Annotated in this window: 16 protein-coding genes; 9 read left to right on the top strand and 7 right to left on the bottom strand. The window is 43.7% G+C overall.

All coding sequences use genetic code 11. The features are described from left to right. Window positions 1-108: 108 nt before the first annotated feature. Entirely contained in the window at window positions 109-852 is a 744-nt protein-coding gene (locus AC2D6U_RS06130; protein WP_484720068.1) for a hypothetical protein, read from the bottom strand. Window position 853: 1 nt separating this feature from the next. Continuing rightward, window positions 854-2,185 carry a short-chain fatty acid transporter gene (locus tag AC2D6U_RS06125; RefSeq protein WP_484720067.1) on the bottom strand — a complete coding sequence of 444 codons (1,332 nt, stop codon included), beginning with the start codon at window positions 2,183-2,185 and terminating at the stop codon, window positions 854-856. A gap of 69 nt (window positions 2,186-2,254) precedes the next feature. Between AC2D6U_RS06125 and AC2D6U_RS06120 the strand changes: the two genes are divergently transcribed. Further along, complete coding sequence (locus tag AC2D6U_RS06120) at window positions 2,255-2,980, top strand: hypothetical protein (protein ID WP_484720066.1); 726 nt, start codon at window positions 2,255-2,257, stop codon at window positions 2,978-2,980. Here AC2D6U_RS06120 and AC2D6U_RS06115 read toward each other — a convergent pair. Further along, window positions 2,973-3,986: an acyl-CoA reductase gene (locus tag AC2D6U_RS06115; protein WP_484720065.1), complete on the bottom strand. Its 1,014-nt coding sequence runs from the start codon at window positions 3,984-3,986 to the stop codon at window positions 2,973-2,975. The two genes, AC2D6U_RS06120 and AC2D6U_RS06115, sit on opposite strands and share 8 nt — an antisense overlap. Window positions 3,987-4,127: 141 nt before the next feature. On the opposite strand from AC2D6U_RS06115, the gene AC2D6U_RS06110 reads away from it, so the two are divergent. Continuing rightward, window positions 4,128-4,472, top strand: coding sequence for a 4Fe-4S dicluster domain-containing protein (locus AC2D6U_RS06110; protein WP_484720064.1), 345 nt, complete (start codon window positions 4,128-4,130; stop codon window positions 4,470-4,472). A gap of 57 nt (window positions 4,473-4,529) precedes the next feature. Here AC2D6U_RS06110 and AC2D6U_RS06105 read toward each other — a convergent pair whose 3' ends face one another. Together AC2D6U_RS06105 and AC2D6U_RS06100 are read right to left on the bottom strand one after the other, a co-directional pair. Continuing rightward, complete coding sequence (locus AC2D6U_RS06105; protein WP_484720063.1) at window positions 4,530-5,255, bottom strand: hypothetical protein; 726 nt, start codon at window positions 5,253-5,255, stop codon at window positions 4,530-4,532. A 40-nt stretch (window positions 5,256-5,295) separates the two neighbouring features. Beyond that, the gene (locus AC2D6U_RS06100) at window positions 5,296-6,201 is read right to left on the bottom strand and encodes a DUF58 domain-containing protein (RefSeq protein WP_484720062.1); all 906 of its coding nucleotides are present in this window, start codon (window positions 6,199-6,201) and stop codon (window positions 5,296-5,298) included. Between the two features lie 166 nt (window positions 6,202-6,367). Here AC2D6U_RS06100 and AC2D6U_RS06095 point away from each other — a divergent pair, with 166 nt between their 5' ends. From AC2D6U_RS06095 to AC2D6U_RS06085, 3 genes are all read left to right on the top strand, one after another. Further along, window positions 6,368-6,706, top strand: coding sequence for a DUF3276 family protein (locus tag AC2D6U_RS06095; RefSeq protein ID WP_484720061.1), 339 nt, complete (start codon window positions 6,368-6,370; stop codon window positions 6,704-6,706). 97 nt (window positions 6,707-6,803) lie between these two features. After that, window positions 6,804-7,901 (top strand): redox-regulated ATPase YchF, encoded by a 1,098-nt coding sequence (gene ychF, locus AC2D6U_RS06090; protein WP_484720060.1) that lies wholly within the window; start codon window positions 6,804-6,806, stop codon window positions 7,899-7,901. A 127-nt stretch (window positions 7,902-8,028) separates the two neighbouring features. Then, entirely contained in the window at window positions 8,029-8,841 is an 813-nt protein-coding gene (locus AC2D6U_RS06085; protein ID WP_484720059.1) for a CRISPR-associated endoribonuclease Cas6, read from the top strand. On the opposite strand, the gene AC2D6U_RS06080 is transcribed toward AC2D6U_RS06085, so the two are convergent. Both AC2D6U_RS06080 and AC2D6U_RS06075 read right to left on the bottom strand, forming a co-directional pair. Continuing rightward, window positions 8,838-10,088: a type IX secretion system plug protein gene (locus AC2D6U_RS06080; RefSeq protein WP_484720058.1), complete on the bottom strand. Its 1,251-nt coding sequence runs from the start codon at window positions 10,086-10,088 to the stop codon at window positions 8,838-8,840. The genes AC2D6U_RS06085 and AC2D6U_RS06080 overlap by 4 nt on opposite strands. A gap of 30 nt (window positions 10,089-10,118) precedes the next feature. Next, a complete protein-coding gene (locus tag AC2D6U_RS06075; RefSeq protein WP_484720057.1) occupies window positions 10,119-12,011 on the bottom strand; it encodes an ABC-F family ATP-binding cassette domain-containing protein in 1,893 nt (630 codons plus the stop codon). A gap of 103 nt (window positions 12,012-12,114) precedes the next feature. Between AC2D6U_RS06075 and AC2D6U_RS06070 the strand changes: the two genes are divergently transcribed. The 4 genes from AC2D6U_RS06070 (at window position 12,115) to AC2D6U_RS06055 (ending at window position 16,405) form a co-directional block, all read left to right on the top strand. After that, window positions 12,115-13,269 (top strand): PQQ-dependent sugar dehydrogenase, encoded by a 1,155-nt coding sequence (locus AC2D6U_RS06070; protein ID WP_484720056.1) that lies wholly within the window; start codon window positions 12,115-12,117, stop codon window positions 13,267-13,269. Window positions 13,270-13,281: 12 nt separating this feature from the next. Further along, on the top strand, window positions 13,282-14,280 hold the full coding sequence (locus tag AC2D6U_RS06065) for an ABC transporter ATP-binding protein (RefSeq protein WP_484720055.1): 999 nt from the start codon (window positions 13,282-13,284) through the stop codon (window positions 14,278-14,280). Window positions 14,281-14,357: 77 nt separating this feature from the next. Further along, window positions 14,358-15,449 carry a tetratricopeptide repeat protein gene (locus tag AC2D6U_RS06060; RefSeq protein ID WP_484720054.1) on the top strand — a complete coding sequence of 364 codons (1,092 nt, stop codon included), beginning with the start codon at window positions 14,358-14,360 and terminating at the stop codon, window positions 15,447-15,449. Then, complete coding sequence (locus AC2D6U_RS06055; protein ID WP_484720053.1) at window positions 15,407-16,405, top strand: OmpA family protein; 999 nt, start codon at window positions 15,407-15,409, stop codon at window positions 16,403-16,405. The genes AC2D6U_RS06060 and AC2D6U_RS06055 overlap by 43 nt, the downstream gene beginning before the upstream one ends.

Raw genomic sequence — 16,405 nt, 5'->3', positions numbered from 1 at the left:
TTGTGAAATTTCAACTTATTCAATCCCTTCTTGTAAGGGCTGCGCAAGTTATTAAATTTCAGCAAAAATTGACATGAGAAGACGTCTAAATTCCATGTACGGAGAATCTTAGCCCTGACGACTTAATTCTTCATCCAATTTGCGTCTGAGTGCACGGAGGTTCCATTGAATGGGGTTGGCAAAATAAAGCACCGTTTTTAAACGGCCTAGACGGGCATAAACATGGTCAAAAAATTCAGTGTCTTGCAACAAGGAGTTGATCATCTGATCTTTCTGTCGTTGTGATGTTTGGATCTCTTCGATGTCCTCTTTCAATGAAAGTAAACTATAGACGCGTCTTCTGACTAAATACTGTGTGAGTTCATCCTCCACATACTTTCGTTCGCTAAGTTCAGAGACAGGCGCCCTGCTTGTCCGCTGATGGTCCGTTAATATCAAATGCCGAATGGTGTCTGACTGGATAAGGCCTAAGTTTCCAGATGAGATTAGGTCGTTATACACCGCTTTGGTTGGGGAGTAGAATCGATAGATCATCAGGTACTCAAAGGCTTCGCGCAAGGTGTCCAAGTCAACTCTACGGTTCCTGGCATCCATCAGCTTTAGTAAAAATACTTCTTGTGCTCTTCTGAAATTTTGATCAACCTCTAGCTCCTGCCAATTGATCTCTACTTCTTCTCTTAATTCGCGCAAGTAGTTTGCTTCAAGTTGTCTTTCTTTTTTCTTTTCACCCCATTCATTCACTAAGAAGGCGATATAAATACCGATGACGATCACTAATATTTCTACAAAAAAGCCCAAAAAAGGAAGCCTTCTTCTACTGCCACTTTCTCCAAAACTGTACTTATTTGACATATCAAAAGATCATCAGGGTGAAGCTAAAGATAAGCAATCCGATCAAGAGCATCACCGTGCTATAGGGAAGTATCTCTTTGGCTTTCAGTTTGGTAATGCCCAAAAGGGGTAAAGCCCAGAAGGGTTGCAGCATATTGGTCAGCTGGTCGCCATAGGCAAGGGCCATGACCATTTTGGGCATAGCCACACCAAGGTATTGTGCTGCTTCGGCGATGATAGGCCCTTGGACAGCCCATTGACCGCCGCCGCTTGGCACGAAGATATTGACCAAACCTCCACTGAGCAGCGTGAAGATGGGCAAGGTGGTGGCAGTGGATATATTGATAAAGCCTTGAGAGATGACCGCGCCAAGGCCCGAATAATTCATGATGCCCATAATGCCCGCGTACAAGGGAAACTGAATAATAATGCCAAGCGCTCCTTTAACCGCCTCAGCCAGTGCTTGCATGAATCGCATGACAGACCCATGAAAAAGCATGGACAGACCAAATAGAAAGAAGTTGATGTAATTGAGGTCAATAAAGCCCAAACCCGAGCCTGGGGGCATGGTAATGATCTTTCGTATGGCTAAAAAACAAATGAGTAATCCGAAAGAACCACCGAATAATCTTGAAGAATCGATGCGTTCGATACCTGTAAGCTGCCTGACGGGAGTAGCATGGCCTTTTGAACGAGGTGGTAAGTTGATTGACTGCTCCGAGGAGCGGAGGCCAAGCACATAAAATACGGCAGGAATGATCAGCAAAAGGGCCAAGGAAGTTACAAGATTCATCGGGGAAAGGAGCGTTTCACTGATCGGAATCTGGCCGATCTCCTTTACCAAGAAATGGTCAGCTCCGGAGACCGTCAACGGTGCAGAGCCTGAAAAGCCTCCATGCCAGCACATCATTCCGACGTATCCCGCGGCGCCAATTAAGGGATAATTTAGCTTGCGGCCTTCAAGCTGAGCGGCTTCAGCTACTTTTCGAGCAAAAATAGCTCCGAAAACAAGGCATAAGCCCCAATTGAGAAAGCTCATCAGGATGGCAAAAAGACTGACCAACAGGGCTGCTTTCGCTGATGTATCGCAATATGTGGTAAGTTTTCCGATCAGTTTTTCAAACAGTGGACTCAAGGCAAGGGCATGGCCCAGTATGAGGATAAGCGCCATCTGCATCGTGAAGCTCAAAAGCTCCCAAAAACCGATTTGCCAATAGTCTAGTATCGTCAAAATATGAGCACTGCCACTATTCTCCGGTCTTTGAGTAAGAACAATTGCTAACAAAACTGTTATACTTGTCAGTAGTAAAGCAATGGAGAATGGACTGGGAATACCAAATTTGATCCTCTTCATGAGTTGCGATTCGAGAAAGCCAAAATGTTCAATCTGCAGACAATATCAAAAATCGATGCGCCAAAAGGCATGTTTTTCATCTTTTTCCTGATGATCAGCCTTGGCCTCAATGGGCAGAAAGTACAATTGAACAGTGCCGCTAACTTGTCACCCGATGAGTTGAATAAGGTGAAAATGCACCTTGGTTTTCAAAAGCGGTTTTTGGAAAAGTTAGGAGTTGCCCAAGAGCAAACACGAATGATCAGCCTATCGGTCTATGACGATTTTCTAGATTATAGTCGTGTGTTAAAGGATTGTTGTCGTCAGAACCCAACAGCTACTGGCTTTTACTCGCCAGTACAAGATCAGATCACCCTTTATAAAAACGAAGAATTTGAATTCACTTTTGCGCATGAATTGGTCCACGCGCTCACACGAGAATCCCGAATGGATCATATTCCTTGGTTGCGCGAGGGCTTGGCAGACTATCTTGGTGCCTTTTACTGGTTACCGAACGGACAGTTGAACAAACGAAACCTGTATCCCATAGATCAATTGAATATAAACCTGTCCAAAAGACAATTGACTCTTTTTATGGAGGCCGATGAGGCTCAATGGGCCAGTCTTTCCACGAATGCTTCGTATGGGCTTGCTTGGGCACTGGTTAATTTCCTACATGAAGAAAACAGGGCCTTTTTTATAGCGTTGATCTACGGCCTGGAGGAAGGGAGTTCGCCTATGCAATTGCTCTCATCTTATCCGGGTGGGTTCAAATCCTTTGCCAAGGATTTTCGCAAATACTATCAGCTTAAGTAAGTGAGGTCAGAAAATCTAAGGTATTCACCCCATCGGCATAGTCCCACAGTTCGGGCGATTGGGCGTCTCCAAAGTTCAAGCTATGCGGATACCAACCCTGATCAGACACGACACATTGTGTTTTGTCAGCAAAAGTCGAAAGCCTGAGTGCCAATTGGGCTTCATTTTCGAAATACTCGTAGTAGATGACCGAAATAGGAGAGACCAACTCCTCAGTTTCACGCATCAGAAAGAAACCACTATCCAAATGCGGTTCGCCATTCACTAAATAGATCGACTTGTTGTAGTCGTAATTGTTAAGGTATTTGTGATGAGTCAAAACATCTTCATAGTCCATCAGACCGTCTATGAGTTGGGTGATGTCAGCATTTTTGTCAATGAAGATCTTCGAGACATTGCGGCAACCTAGCCCATAATAGGTAAAAATGTCTTTGCCGAGCTTATTGAGGGCCTCTTTGTCTTCATTGCCTGTAACGACAGCGATTGAGGTCCTGTTTTGGCGAATAACATGTGGTTTGTTCCCGAAATATTGCTTGAAATACCTTGCCGTATTGTCTGAACCCGTCGCAATGACGGCATCTATGCCCTTTAATTGCTCAACCACTTCGATTTGCTTCTCAATAGCAGGGGCCAGTTTGAGCAGTTCGCTCATGATGAATTGCATCAAGACCTTGTCCTGAGATGAAAACTTCACCGCTGCCCGATGCCCTGCCATCAAAACGGTCAACAGATCGTGCAAACCAACCAAAGGGATGTTACCGGCCATGATCAACCCAATGGTGGCAGTTTGGCTGGGTTCCTCCTTCAGATCCTTTAACCAAAAATCTACTTTTTCCGCTTGAAGTGCTTCACCCCATGCTTTCACTGCACGAGTCACATTGGCAAGGTTGAACCAATTGTTTTCATTAATGGTGCGTAAGGCTAACTGCTCCAATTCATCTTGTGGGATGTGCTGTAGCCGTTCTCCTAAAGCGATCAAGGCATTTTTCCGTTCCTGAAGAGTCATTTTCTATCGGTTGCATCAAAAATACAGCTATTGTTTCCGTCAAAGAAGTTTTGATGATTACTTTTGCGGTTAATTTAGAAGGCACCTGAAACCCTTTGGGCGGAAAGGTGTTATATGTACTGACGAAAATCGAGTAGTATTATGGCGATAATGATCACTGACGAATGTATTAACTGTGGAGCTTGCGAGCCGGAATGCCCAAACACAGCGATATACGAAGGCGGAGAAGAATGGACATGGTCTGGTGGAACAGACTTGACAGAGATAGAGATGGAAGATGGTTCAAAGGTGGATGGAAAGGAGCCTCAAGAACCCGTTTCTGACGAATTTTACTATATAGTTTCAGGGAAGTGTACCGAGTGTATGGGCTTCCACGAGGAGCCTCAATGTGCGGCTGTTTGTCCGGTAGATTGCTGTGTAGATGATCCTGATTATAGAGAAACAGAAGAGGAATTGTACGCCAAGAAAGAGTGGTTACACGTTTAAGCAATGTTGAATGCTTAATGTTGAATGATAAATGAAGCCTCCGAATGGGGGCTTTTTTTATTCGATTCGCAATACCTTTCTCATGCGAGACTCTTCTTTGATGCTCAGACCATAAGTCCTTTCTAGCTCTTCATAGGCCTGGTCAAAACCATCACTCCAGTTCATCTCAATGCTGAACATGAGCTCATCTAACTCATCGGGTATTTCTGCTTCTAATGGCAATGGAAGCACCTTTTTGTTCAATACTTGGATTAGTTTGCTCAAGTTTCCGCGTGATTTGATTGATTCATTAATGCGTGATACACTACTTTCTACGCCATTGGTTGCTTCGTAAGCATGCTTTTTCAGCAAGTCAGGATTTGACACTCTTAAAATGAGCACTTCAGCGGGTTCCATGCCATAAAAAACCCGATGATCAGTTGCCTCAGCGAATTTCGCCAATAATTCATTGATTTTCTCTTTTGCTGAAGGAGCTAAAGGTGTTTCTAATGTCAGCTCAACACCTTGATTCTCATTCTCAAGGGTTGAAATATCTAGATCGGCATCTTCTGAATTATGTGCGCTGGTAAGTACAAATGCTAAGCTGTCTTTTGCAGTGATGTTGATGTCACTTGTGCCGGCATTCTGAGTCTCCAATAAACCAAGGTCGTATTCCCAAACCTCAACTTTTAAAGTGGGTTCATCAATGCTGTAGACTAATTCTTTTTGGTCCGAAACACAGGAACAGCATAAAAGAAAAACAAAGAATAAAATGGTCGGATGTTGACAATTGATGTGTTTCATTGTGCTTACTATTTTTTGCTAAAAAGGTACCTATGATTGATTATCTCATCTTCTGGCGCTTGATCAGATAGGCATTCATGATCTGCTCAAAGCCTTGGTTGATGTCGGCTTCTATCAAGTCGATTTTTAGTTGTGCGCATTTCAGATAGAGGTCGTGATAATAGCCATCCATTTGTTCTTTAAACTCTTTTTTAATGGTGGCAGGGTTGAGTTTGATCCGCTCATTGGTTTCGGAATCAATGAACTCATAAGGCCGGTCTTCAAAATTGAAATCCAATTCTGTCTCCCGATCCGTCACATGAAAGAGGAGTACTTCGTGTTTATTATGTTTTAAATGCTGCAATGCCGCCATGATCTCTGCATCATTGGAATCGTTGTCGAACATATCGGAAAAGAGCACAACGAGTGATCTGCGGTGTACCTTTTTGGCCAATTGGTGCAGGATGTTGGCCACATTGGTCCGTTGTTCTTTCTTTGGTGAATTCAGCAGGTCATTGTAATGCAGAAAGAGTTTATGAATGTGTGTGGCTGATGATTTTACCGCAGTCTCGATTTCCAATTGGTCGGAAAAAGTGTACAAGCCCACTGCATCGCGCTGCTTGTGTAAAAGATAGGTAATGGCAGCGGCGGCCATCACGCTAAACTTCATTTTGCCATAGGTTTTCTCCGGGTAATACATAGAAGAAGATTGATCGATGACGATCTGGCAGCGGAGGTTCGTTTCTTCTTCATAGCGTTTGGTGTATAACCGATCAGTTTTCGCATAGAGTTTCCAATCGATGTGGCGCGTACTCTCCCCATTGTTATACAACTGGTGTTCAGCGAATTCTACAGAGAAGCCATGATAAGGTGATTTGTGCAATCCAGTGATGAATCCTTCCACCATTTGCTTGGCGAGTACTTCGACATTACCAAATTTATTGACGTCCTCTAGTGTGAATCGCATAAGACTTTTTTCAAGTATAGGTTTTATCTGTTATAAAGTGTAAGAAAAGCCGCACTGTTTCTTCCTAAAGAGTTTCTTCTAATATTTTTTTCCTTTTTGCTTTCCTTCTGAATATTCATTTATATTAGAGCTTACATACTTTAAAAACCTTCGAAATTATTGGATAGTGGAAGATAAGGATAGGAATGAAATTTTTTCAAAGAGGGTAAGAGCTGGAAAGAGGACGTACTTTTTTGACATTAAAGCTACCCGTTCTAACGATTACTACTTAACGATCACAGAGAGCAAAAGAAAATACAAGGAAGATGGCTTCACCTACGAGAAGCATAAGATCTTTCTATACAAAGAAGATTTTGGCAAGTTCATGGATGCACTGAACGAGACGGTGAGTCATGTAAAAGAAGAATTAATGCCAGAAGTAGACTTTGACCAATTCAACAACTCAGAAGAAGAGGTACTATCGAACGGCGATAGCGGATTGGATACTGACCTCAGCTGGGATTAATTCGTGCAATTTCTTATTCGTTGACTGTCTGTCTTCCATAGGTTGGCTTGCAATTATTCTTATCTTTGCCGCCGTTTAATGCTATCCTTTTAATTCTATGGGACTTCAATGTGGTATTGTGGGATTGCCGAATGTCGGTAAATCAACTCTTTTCAATGCATTATCAAGTGCAAAAGCTGAAGCAGCTAATTTTCCGTTTTGTACGATCGAACCAAATGTGGGTGTCGTTACGGTGCCCGACGAACGGCTGAACATTCTCTCTGCCCTTGTCAACCCGCAAAAAGTACTGCCTACGGTAATAGAGTTTGTTGATATTGCCGGTCTGGTAAAAGGAGCTAGCAAAGGGGAGGGTCTTGGCAATAAGTTCCTGGCCAATATCCGAGAAGTTGATGCGATCATTCACGTGATCCGTTGTTTCAAGGATGACAATGTTGTTCACGTGGCAGGTAGCGTTGATCCCGCATTTGACAAAGATGTGATCGATAACGAGCTACAGCTAAAGGATCTGGAGTCTATTCAGAAAAAAATCGATCGCAACATCAAGATCGCTAAATCAGGAGATGCAAAAGCAAAAAAGGCCATCGAAGTCCTTGAACGTTTTAAAACGGCGCTTGAGTCCGGTGAAAATGCAAGAGCAGTGGAGGCAGACGCCGATGATTTGGAGCATGTGAGAGACTTGTCTTTGCTCACGATCAAACCGGTGATCTACGTAGCCAATGTGGAAGAAACCGCTATTCACACGGGCAACGAACATGTGGAGGCCTTAAAAGAAGCCATCAAGGCAGAGGGAGCAGATGTGATCATGATATCGGCATCAATCGAATCGCAGATCGCAGAATTGGAAGAGGTCGAGGAGAAGGAAATGTTCTTGGAAGAATACGGTTTGAAAGAATCGGGCTTGAGTAAGCTGATCAGGGCTTCCTATGAACTGCTAGACCTCATAACCTATTTTACAGCTGGACCGCAAGAGGTTCGTGCTTGGACGATCAAAAGAGGGTGGAAGGCTCCCAAAGCAGCTGGAGTGATCCATACCGATTTTGAAAAGGGCTTTATTAAAGCGGAAGTGATCAAAATTCCAGATTATCAGGCCTACAAAACAGAGGTGGCGATCAAAGAAGCGGGTAAGCTCATGATCCAAGGCAAAGACTATGTAGTGGAAGATGGAGATGTCATGCATTTCCGTTTCAATGTGTAGTCAGACAAAGCCCCAGACAATTTTTTCTGAACGGCTGAACAATTAATAAAGACGAAAGGTTTAGGCAACATCTTCGAGAGAAACGGTTCAACTCGTTGATAGATAAGCCATTTAAACCATTTTTGTCTTGAGAGTAAGAGTTATTTTTAAGCTAAAGAACAAAGGAACACACCTTCCTTTTCACCATCAGTATATTTTAGCACAATTCCTTAAAGGAGTACTATTAGAGGGCGGAAACGCTGATTTCGTCCAGTACGATAGGTTGAATTTCTCTGGACTCAAGGGTCAAACAAAAGTGTCGAGAAATGGCCTTCATTATTTTTCAACTCTCGTTACGCTTGTATTATCGTCAGACAGCAAAGAGTTTCTGGATCATTTATTGGAGCGCATCTTTACCTATGAGGAAGTACAGCTAGGCAACCTGATCGTGGCTCCTTTGTATACAGAAATTGAACAGCAACCTGATTTCGAACATGAAATGAAGTACATCTGCATTTCTCCGATTGTTCCGATCAAGGCTAGTTTTAACGATCCGACAAGTAAGCAATTCATTTTACCGGAGGCGGATGAGTTTTCAGATCATTTATACGAGTCCACTATGCAGCGCTTAGAGGCTTCTGGACAGTTTAGCAATGAGCAATTGGCTTCCTTTAGTAAGTTTCAATTTGTGCCCGATGTGGAATACCTCAATAAGTTAAGGGCCAGAGAGAAGAAATTCGCTCGTATCTATTCTCTCTTCGATCAAGACGTAAAATACGAAGTAAGAGGCTATACCTTGCCATTTACTTTATATGCAGCAAAAGAGGTCCAAGCTTTCTTATTCAATTGTGGCTTAGGTGCTTACGCACACAAGGGATTTGGCATGATGGATATTGCGCATGCCAATCCGGTAGACCGGACAGAAAAGTACGTTTTCGCTAAAAACCTGGAAACGGCTTAACGCCTGCGATTTAGGTTTAACCGGTAATAACCGACGAGCTTGTCACCTCTGGCACCCATGGCCTGGAAGTAGACAAAAACTTCATACAAATTCTCAGTCTCGTAGAATGACCGCTCGAATAGCGTGGGATCACGTTCTGTTTCATAGGCATAATCGTACCAGCCTTGTTTAAGGAGGAGGTGCTTTTCGAAGCGATCGGTCAACGGGTTATAGATCATTTTAGAGTCAGCATTTTTTAGCCAATGATTGAAGCTACCAATCAGGTAGATATCGGCTTGATCTTCATTGGTTTCAAGGGAAAACTGAATATCAACGTATTCAGCCGTTAGTCGGCTATCTCGTCCTTCGAGGTCTCTGATGTAAAAATTACCGTTAAGGTCAAGGTTGAGGAGGTAGGCCACATCCCGATGTTGGTCAAGTCTTAGCTTGGTGTAGGGTTTATTATTTATAAACGTGGTGTTTTCAACATTACGTCCACCAAAGTTTACCGTGTTTAAGTCGAAGAAACGAAATTCATTCCCTCCATAAAACTCATTATCCTCGCCTAAATTCTGATAGCCTAGCGTTTTGGCATTATCGTCGATATAGGTGAGGGGCAATAGCTTCAGGCGGTCTGGTCGCTCATTTTGTCGCACAACCAATTTGAATTGCTGCTTGGGGTCGATGACTTTTAGTTCTGAATAGTTTACGGTGGCCTCAATCCGTTGGTGCGTTCGTCGATCTGTGACGCTCGCCGATCGGTCAGCTCTTGCGCCAAGCCCTACCTTATTCTCGTAAACATGAAAGCGCTGAGATAACACGATATCGGACTTGTCTTGATCTCGGTAGACCACCGCCAGATAATTACCAGAGGTTTTGAATCGTGGAAAGAGATAGGTGTAGTGAACGTAGTTTATTCTTGCCTCCGAGCTGAATTCAAAATCGGTGATCTCGAATTCATTGTAGCCATTCAGGTACATGTTGGGCCTCAAGTCTGAAGGTGTCCAGTCATAGTTACAATGGACGAAATAAACATAGTAGTAATCGGCATCGTTACGCAAGTCATCAAACTCCAGCCTGAGTGTTTTTCGGTCGTCTAATTTGATCACAGCAGGCTCAAGAGCCGCCTGAATACTAGGATCATTAGGATAAAGCTGCACGGTCTTGATCTGCTCTTCATAGACTTGATTGGAAAAGAGCAGGGATTTCTGCTGGGCAGAGACATGGAGGCTGAGCCATAAAAAAAAGGTCAAAAGGCTAATTCTCATCCCGTTCAATTTGCAAAAACTTAGCCACTTTTAAAGCTCAATGGTTTCAGCGAGTGCTGCCCATTGTTCATTGAGCTCGTCAAGTGCCACTTTTGCTACCTCATGAGCTTGGGTTTTCTCCAGCAGCAATTCATGGTTTTGGTAAACGGAAGGCTTGGCCATCTCGTTTTCAAGCTCCTTGATCAAGGTTTCTTGCTTGGCAATGTTGTTTTCAATCGTGGAAAGTTCCTTTTTCAATCGTTTCAGTTCGGCATCGTCGGTCTTGGGCTTCGGTTTGGCCTGTTTTGTTGGTTTGGCCTTTTCGACAGCCTTGGGTTTTTCTTCTGCCTCTCTTTGCTCTTGCCAATAAACGTATTCCTGATAGGTTCCCGGATATTCTTTGATCTGCTGGTCTTCTATGTACCAGATCTTATTGGCGATCTGACTAATGAAATGTCTGTCGTGTGATACAATGAGAAAGCTTCCTTCGTACTGCTGCAATGCCTGCACCAAAATATTGACAGAAAGGAAGTCGAGGTGGTTGGTCGGTTCATCCATCATGAGGAAGTTTGCTTCTGACAAGAGGGTTTTGGCCAAAGCGACCCTTGATTTTTCACCACCGGACAATACCTTGATCTTTTTGAAAACATCGTCCCCTTGAAAAAGAAAACAGCCCAAAATACTTCTCAATTCAGATTCCGACTTGTTGCTACCGGCCTGTTTGAGTTCTTCAAGGATCTCATTCTCCACTGTTAAGGCTTCGAGCTGGTGCTGTGCATAAAAAGCGGTGATCACATTGAATCCCTCTTTGCGTTCTCCTTCCGCCTTTTCAGACCCTGCAATGATGCGCAAGAGGGTTGATTTTCCCTTTCCATTTGCACCGATCAACGCGATCTTATCACCTCGTTCAATGGCTGCAGTGGTTTCTTTTAAGATGGTTAATTGACCGTATGCTTTAGAGATGTCTTTTAATTCAGTGATGAACCTGCCTGATTTTTGCTTAAAGCCGAACTTGAAATTCATTACCATGGCATCATCCACCACGTCTTCGACCAAGTCCATCCGTTCTAAGGCTTTCACCCTTGATTGTACCTGTCGGGCTTTGGTCGATTTTGCCCTAAATCGTTCGATGAAGCGCTCCGTTTGTTTGATCTGCTGTTGCTGGTTTTCGTAGGCGTTTTTCTGAATTTCCTCCCTCAGTTCTTTTTCTTGAAGGTAAAAGCTGTAGTTACCGCTATACTGCGTCAAGGTTTGTCGCGCAACTTCTACTGTAGAGGTCGTTACCGCATCGAGGAAGCGTCTGTCGTGCGAGACAACGATAATGGCGCCTTCATAGGTTCTGAGGTAGTTCTCGATCCATTGTATCGACGGAAGGTCTAAGTGGTTGGTCGGTTCATCGAGCATCAAAAGCGAGGGCTTTTCAAGTAAGAGCTTGGCCAACATGACCCGCATTCTCCAGCCGCCTGAGAACTCCTTCAAAGGCCGTTGAAGATCGCTCGTTTTGAATCCAATACCTTCAAGAATGGCTTCCGCTTCAGATTGCATGCTATATCCACCCAGGGCTTCAAATTGTTCTTGCGCCTTGGTCAGTTTGGTGACCAACTCATCCTTGTAATCGACCTCCATTTGATGCAACAGTTTATCGATCTGAGTTTGCAAGGCGTTGGCTTGCTCAAAGGCTTGCATGGCGACGGCAAGAATGGATTCTTCTGTCTGATAGGAGAGCAGGTCCTGATTTAAGAATCCGATGGAGCACTCTTTGCTTTTGGTAATCTCACCTGAACTTGGGGCAAATTCCTCATTGATCATCCGCAATAGGGTTGACTTGCCCTTGCCATTCAAACCGATTAGTCCAATCTTATCCTTTGGCTTAATGTGAAGCGATGCATTTTCAAATAAGACTCTGCCGCCAATTAGGTAAGAAAGGTTGTTGATTGCGATCATGTGGCAAAAATAGCTTTCATGCATTCAAAAAATAGAATAACCACACATAAAAAGGAGATTAATTCCTTTTATATATTTTAATACATTCGAAAAAAATTGAGATATGAAAAGAACCTTGAGCATCATCGGATTTCTGGCGATTCTAGCACTTTCTGCTTGCAATGAGCAAGCGGTGAGTACACGAGAGCCCTCCTCTTACGATTCTCTTTTGGCGAAGATCAATCTTCCAGAAGGTTTTGAAATAGATGTTTATGCAGAAAATATCATCGATGCGAGATCTTTGGCCCGAACGGAAGATGGAAAGACCATTTTCGTTGGTAACAGACGAAGAAAAAATGTCTACGCATTGACCGATACAGATGGAGACATGCGTGCTGATCGGGTCGACACCATTGCGACAGGTTTAACTATGCCCAATGGAGTTGCCTATCACAAAGGTGATCTTTACGTGGCTGAGGTGAATCAAATCCATCGATTTGAGAACATCATGGATAATCTAACAGCACCCAAGTCTACCGTTATTTTTGATGATTATCCTACCGATCGACACCATGGATGGAAATTTATTGCTTTTGGTCCTGATGGGAAGCTTTATGTTCCCGTGGGTGCTCCCTGCAATGTTTGTGATAAAGAAGAAGAAAACGAGGTCTACGCTACCATTACCAGAATGGATCCTGACGGCAGCAACATGGAGATCTACGCAAAAGGCGTAAGAAATTCCGTAGGCTTTACATGGCATCCAGAAACTGGAGAGATGTGGTTCACGGACAACGGTCGAGACCTGCTAGGTGATGACATTCCGGCTTGCGAATTGAATCATGCACCCGAAGCAGGCATTCATTTTGGTTTTCCTTTCTGGCATCAGGGGGATATTCCTGATCCGGATTTCGGTTCACAGAGGAAGCGGGCTGAATTCAAAGAGCCGATGTACAAATTTGAGCCTCATTCAGCTCCTTTAGGTTTGCGTTTTTACGAAGGCAAGATGTTTCCCAAAAAATACCGCGGTCAGCTGTTGGTAGCGCAGCATGGTAGCTGGAATCGTAGCCCAGAAGCGGGTCATATCGGCTATCAACTGAGATTTGTTGAGATCGAAAATGGACAAGTGGTCAATAGCGAGATCTTTGCTGACGGCTGGCTCGATCAGGAAGAGAATAAAGGTTGGGGAAAGCCTGTGGACATCATGGAAATGCCGGACGGATCCATCTTGGTTTCCGATGACGTGGCACATTGCATCTACCGCATTTCGTATAGCGATTAAGCAATCGTACATTTGACGAAGCTGCTCTTAGTAGGAGTGGCTTTTTTTATGCTTGAAGTAAAGAATCTTTCAAAAAAATATCCTGGGGAAAAGTTAGGTGCCGTCATTGATATCAGCTTCGATATGGCACAGGGTGAGGTCCTGTCTTTCGTAGGCTATAGTGGCTCCGGAAAAACCACACTGCTACGTATGTTGGCGGGCTTGATCAAACCAGATAATGGCGCGGTCTTTTTTGAGAATGAAATCCTAGAAAACCCCGAGAATCAGCTGATTGCTGGGCATCGCTCAATCAAATTGGTCCATCAAGATTACCGATTGAAACCCAACATGAGCGTTTGGGAGAATATCAACTACCAATTGCTGCGTTATGACGAAAGCTACCAGCATGAACGAACGCAAGGGCTGATGGATCTGTGCAAGCTGACTGCGCTTAAAGACAAACGACCTGATCAATTATCGGGAGGGCAACAGCAACGGCTAGCGATAGCACGGGCTTTATCAGAAGAGCCTAAGTTGCTCTTATTAGATGAGCCCTTTAGCAGTTTGGATCCCATGACCAAAGAAGACTTACTTCTTGATCTCTTGCATATTGCGGAAACCGAGCACATTGGCTTTATATTGGTTACGCACGACACCTCTGATGCCCTAAAGGTTGCCCATCGCGTTGGTTATATTGAAGAGGGTCGACTTCTCCAATTAGCAAATCCAGAAGAGATCTATCGCCATCCGTTGTCCTTGACCATCGGACAGTTTTTTGGTCGGCTCAATACGATTCAGCATAAAGGAAAGTTCGCCTACATACGTGCAGAACACCTGCATCTTGACAGGAAGAAAAAATGGGTCGTTCGGGTAGTCATAGAAGCTTGTGTTTTACTTGGCAGGGATTATTTAACTACCGCAAAAGATGAGCAGGGCCAACCGATATGGTTTTACACGACCAGCTGGTTGAAAAAAGGAAAATCATGTGATTTAGGCTATGATGAGACGGATTTGATTTCTTTCATAGATTAAACATGAAAGAAATTTCATATATTGCATATAACTGATTTTACTAACATACGCTTACGAGCATTAGAATTTTTAGGATTATGAAGAAGATCTTTCTATTCACCTGCATCTCTTTGTTCCTGACTTTTGCCGTGCAAGCACAAAACCTAAACGGTGTTTATCAAAGCATGGGAGAGGGCGATTGGGAAGTTGCTCTGGCTCAACTGGAACCAATTATTTCCAAAAAGAAGAAGAACTACGAGGCACGTTGGTTGGCAGCCATCTGTCACATGCACCGCTACCGTTTTGAGGAATCTTTCGAATTGTTCAAAGAGGCGGAGCCTCATGCTGAAACAGATCCGTTTTTCTATGTGCCATATGCGCAAGCCTATTTGTATAGTGGAGATCCTGATCAAGCCGAGCAAGTGTTGAGAAGGGCGAGTATCTCTGAGATTGATGATTTTTCCAAGAAGGATTATGTAATGGTCATGAATCAGATTCGTTCAGCAAAGCGCTATATGGCAGCGCCGGAAGACGTTGTGGTCAGTAATCTTGGACCCAGTATCAATACGGATGGGAATGAATACAGTCAAGTGGTCACGACCGACCAAAGAGGGATCTATTTTACGGCTCGAAGAGAAGGGCTTGGAGAGCGTGCTGATGATGGTGAATACTATGAGCACTTGATGAAATCCAAGATGAATGAGCTGGATAAATGGGCTAAGGATGAGGAAGTTAAGGGATACAATGCTGGTGAGGACTTTATTGCTCCATTGCAGTTGCTCGATAATGACAGCACGGTTCTATATTTTAAGAATGACGACATCTTTATTGGGCGTATGAATGCCGAAGGCACTTATGAAGGGGCAGAAGACCTACACATCAACACCGATGGTTGGGAAGCACATGCTTTCCTCTATAACAATAAAAATTCAATTGTATTTTCTTCTGATAGGAACAGCGAAGAGAGAAAGTCAGATCTCTTCATCTCGCATAAGCAGTCTAATGGTGCCTGGTCTCGTCCAGTAGCACTTGAGGGCTTAAATACGGAATACAATGAAGACGCACCTTTCGTTGCTGAAGATGGGACCTTGTACTTTTCATCCCGTGGACATGATTCCATGGGGGCTACGATATATTTAAAACCAGATTGGATAGCGCAACCGGGAAGTTTTCTCCTCCTCAGAATATAGGTGTTCCCATCAATCTTCCTGGAGACGATACCTTTTTCACACGTAACGGTCAATTTGCATATTTCTCTTCGAGTAGAGCAGACGGCTATGGCGAGAATGATATTTACAAGGTGCTGATGTTCAATCAGTCACAGCTTCAGGGTAAACTGATCAATTGTGACATGACCGCCTTGTCTAATGCCAGAATCACTGTTAAAAACTTGAAAACAGGTGAGGAAGTGGATACCCTCGCCAATGAATATGGTGTTTATTACTTGAATATTCCGGTTGAGCAAGACGTTCAGGTAGTGATCACTCATAAAGACGAGGTCGTTTATGATCAACCACATCAGTTTAAGATCTTGTTTAGGGATCAAACCAATGTCGAGCATGATTTCAGAATCGGAGGATGTGAAGGGTTTACTGATGAAGTCTACCTTACCATGGTCAATTCCTATGATTTGGACCCATTGAATTTGGCTGTTCCAGCGCCATCAACCGACGGTGTGGTTGTAGAAGTAGTTGAAGAAGCGGTTGAAGAACTTATTGCTGTAGAAACTCCGGTGCAACCGGATACGCCTAAAGCAGCAGAGCCAATGGCGCCCGCTGCTCCTCAACAAGTGATCATAGCGGCATTACCAGATATCCAGCTGCCGATCGTTTATTTTGATTTTTACAAAAGCATCGTGAAAGAGGCCTTCTTTGATAAGCTTGATGATGCAGCCGCCATTTTGAAAGATAATCCGTCCTTCAGGATCTTGGTAGCTGGCCATACGGATGCTTTTGGAGACAACACGTACAACGTTGCGCTAGGTATGAGAAGAGCACAGGCTGTGATGGACTACCTGGTGGAAAAAGGAGCAGATCCGGATCAACTGGAAAAAGGCACTTTTAGTGAAGATATTCCGATCGCGTCAAATAATACCAGACGAGGCAGAGCCTACAACAGAAGGGTAGAACTGAGTTTTATCGAGTAG

The organism is Roseivirga sp. YIW32 (assembly GCF_057219245.1).
Note: the sequence above shows the minus strand (reverse complement) of the source record. Positions and strands in the feature narration are given on the sequence as shown.

Coding starts and splice junctions, on each gene's coding strand:
- AC2D6U_RS06130 (WP_484720068.1), bottom strand. CDS start 852: ATGTCAAATAAGTACAGTTTTGGAGAAAGTGGCAGTAGAAGAAGGCTT.
- AC2D6U_RS06125 (WP_484720067.1), bottom strand. CDS start 2,185: ATGAAGAGGATCAAATTTGGTATTCCCAGTCCATTCTCCATTGCTTTA.
- AC2D6U_RS06120 (WP_484720066.1), top strand. CDS start 2,255: ATGTTTTTCATCTTTTTCCTGATGATCAGCCTTGGCCTCAATGGGCAG.
- AC2D6U_RS06115 (WP_484720065.1), bottom strand. CDS start 3,986: ATGACTCTTCAGGAACGGAAAAATGCCTTGATCGCTTTAGGAGAACGG.
- AC2D6U_RS06110 (WP_484720064.1), top strand. CDS start 4,128: ATGGCGATAATGATCACTGACGAATGTATTAACTGTGGAGCTTGCGAG.
- AC2D6U_RS06105 (WP_484720063.1), bottom strand. CDS start 5,255: ATGAAACACATCAATTGTCAACATCCGACCATTTTATTCTTTGTTTTT.
- AC2D6U_RS06100 (WP_484720062.1), bottom strand. CDS start 6,201: ATGCGATTCACACTAGAGGACGTCAATAAATTTGGTAATGTCGAAGTA.
- ychF (WP_484720060.1), top strand. CDS start 6,804: ATGGGACTTCAATGTGGTATTGTGGGATTGCCGAATGTCGGTAAATCA.
- AC2D6U_RS06080 (WP_484720058.1), bottom strand. CDS start 10,088: ATGAGAATTAGCCTTTTGACCTTTTTTTTATGGCTCAGCCTCCATGTC.
- AC2D6U_RS06075 (WP_484720057.1), bottom strand. CDS start 12,011: ATGATCGCAATCAACAACCTTTCTTACCTAATTGGCGGCAGAGTCTTA.
- AC2D6U_RS06070 (WP_484720056.1), top strand. CDS start 12,115: ATGAAAAGAACCTTGAGCATCATCGGATTTCTGGCGATTCTAGCACTT.
- AC2D6U_RS06060 (WP_484720054.1), top strand. CDS start 14,358: ATGAAGAAGATCTTTCTATTCACCTGCATCTCTTTGTTCCTGACTTTT.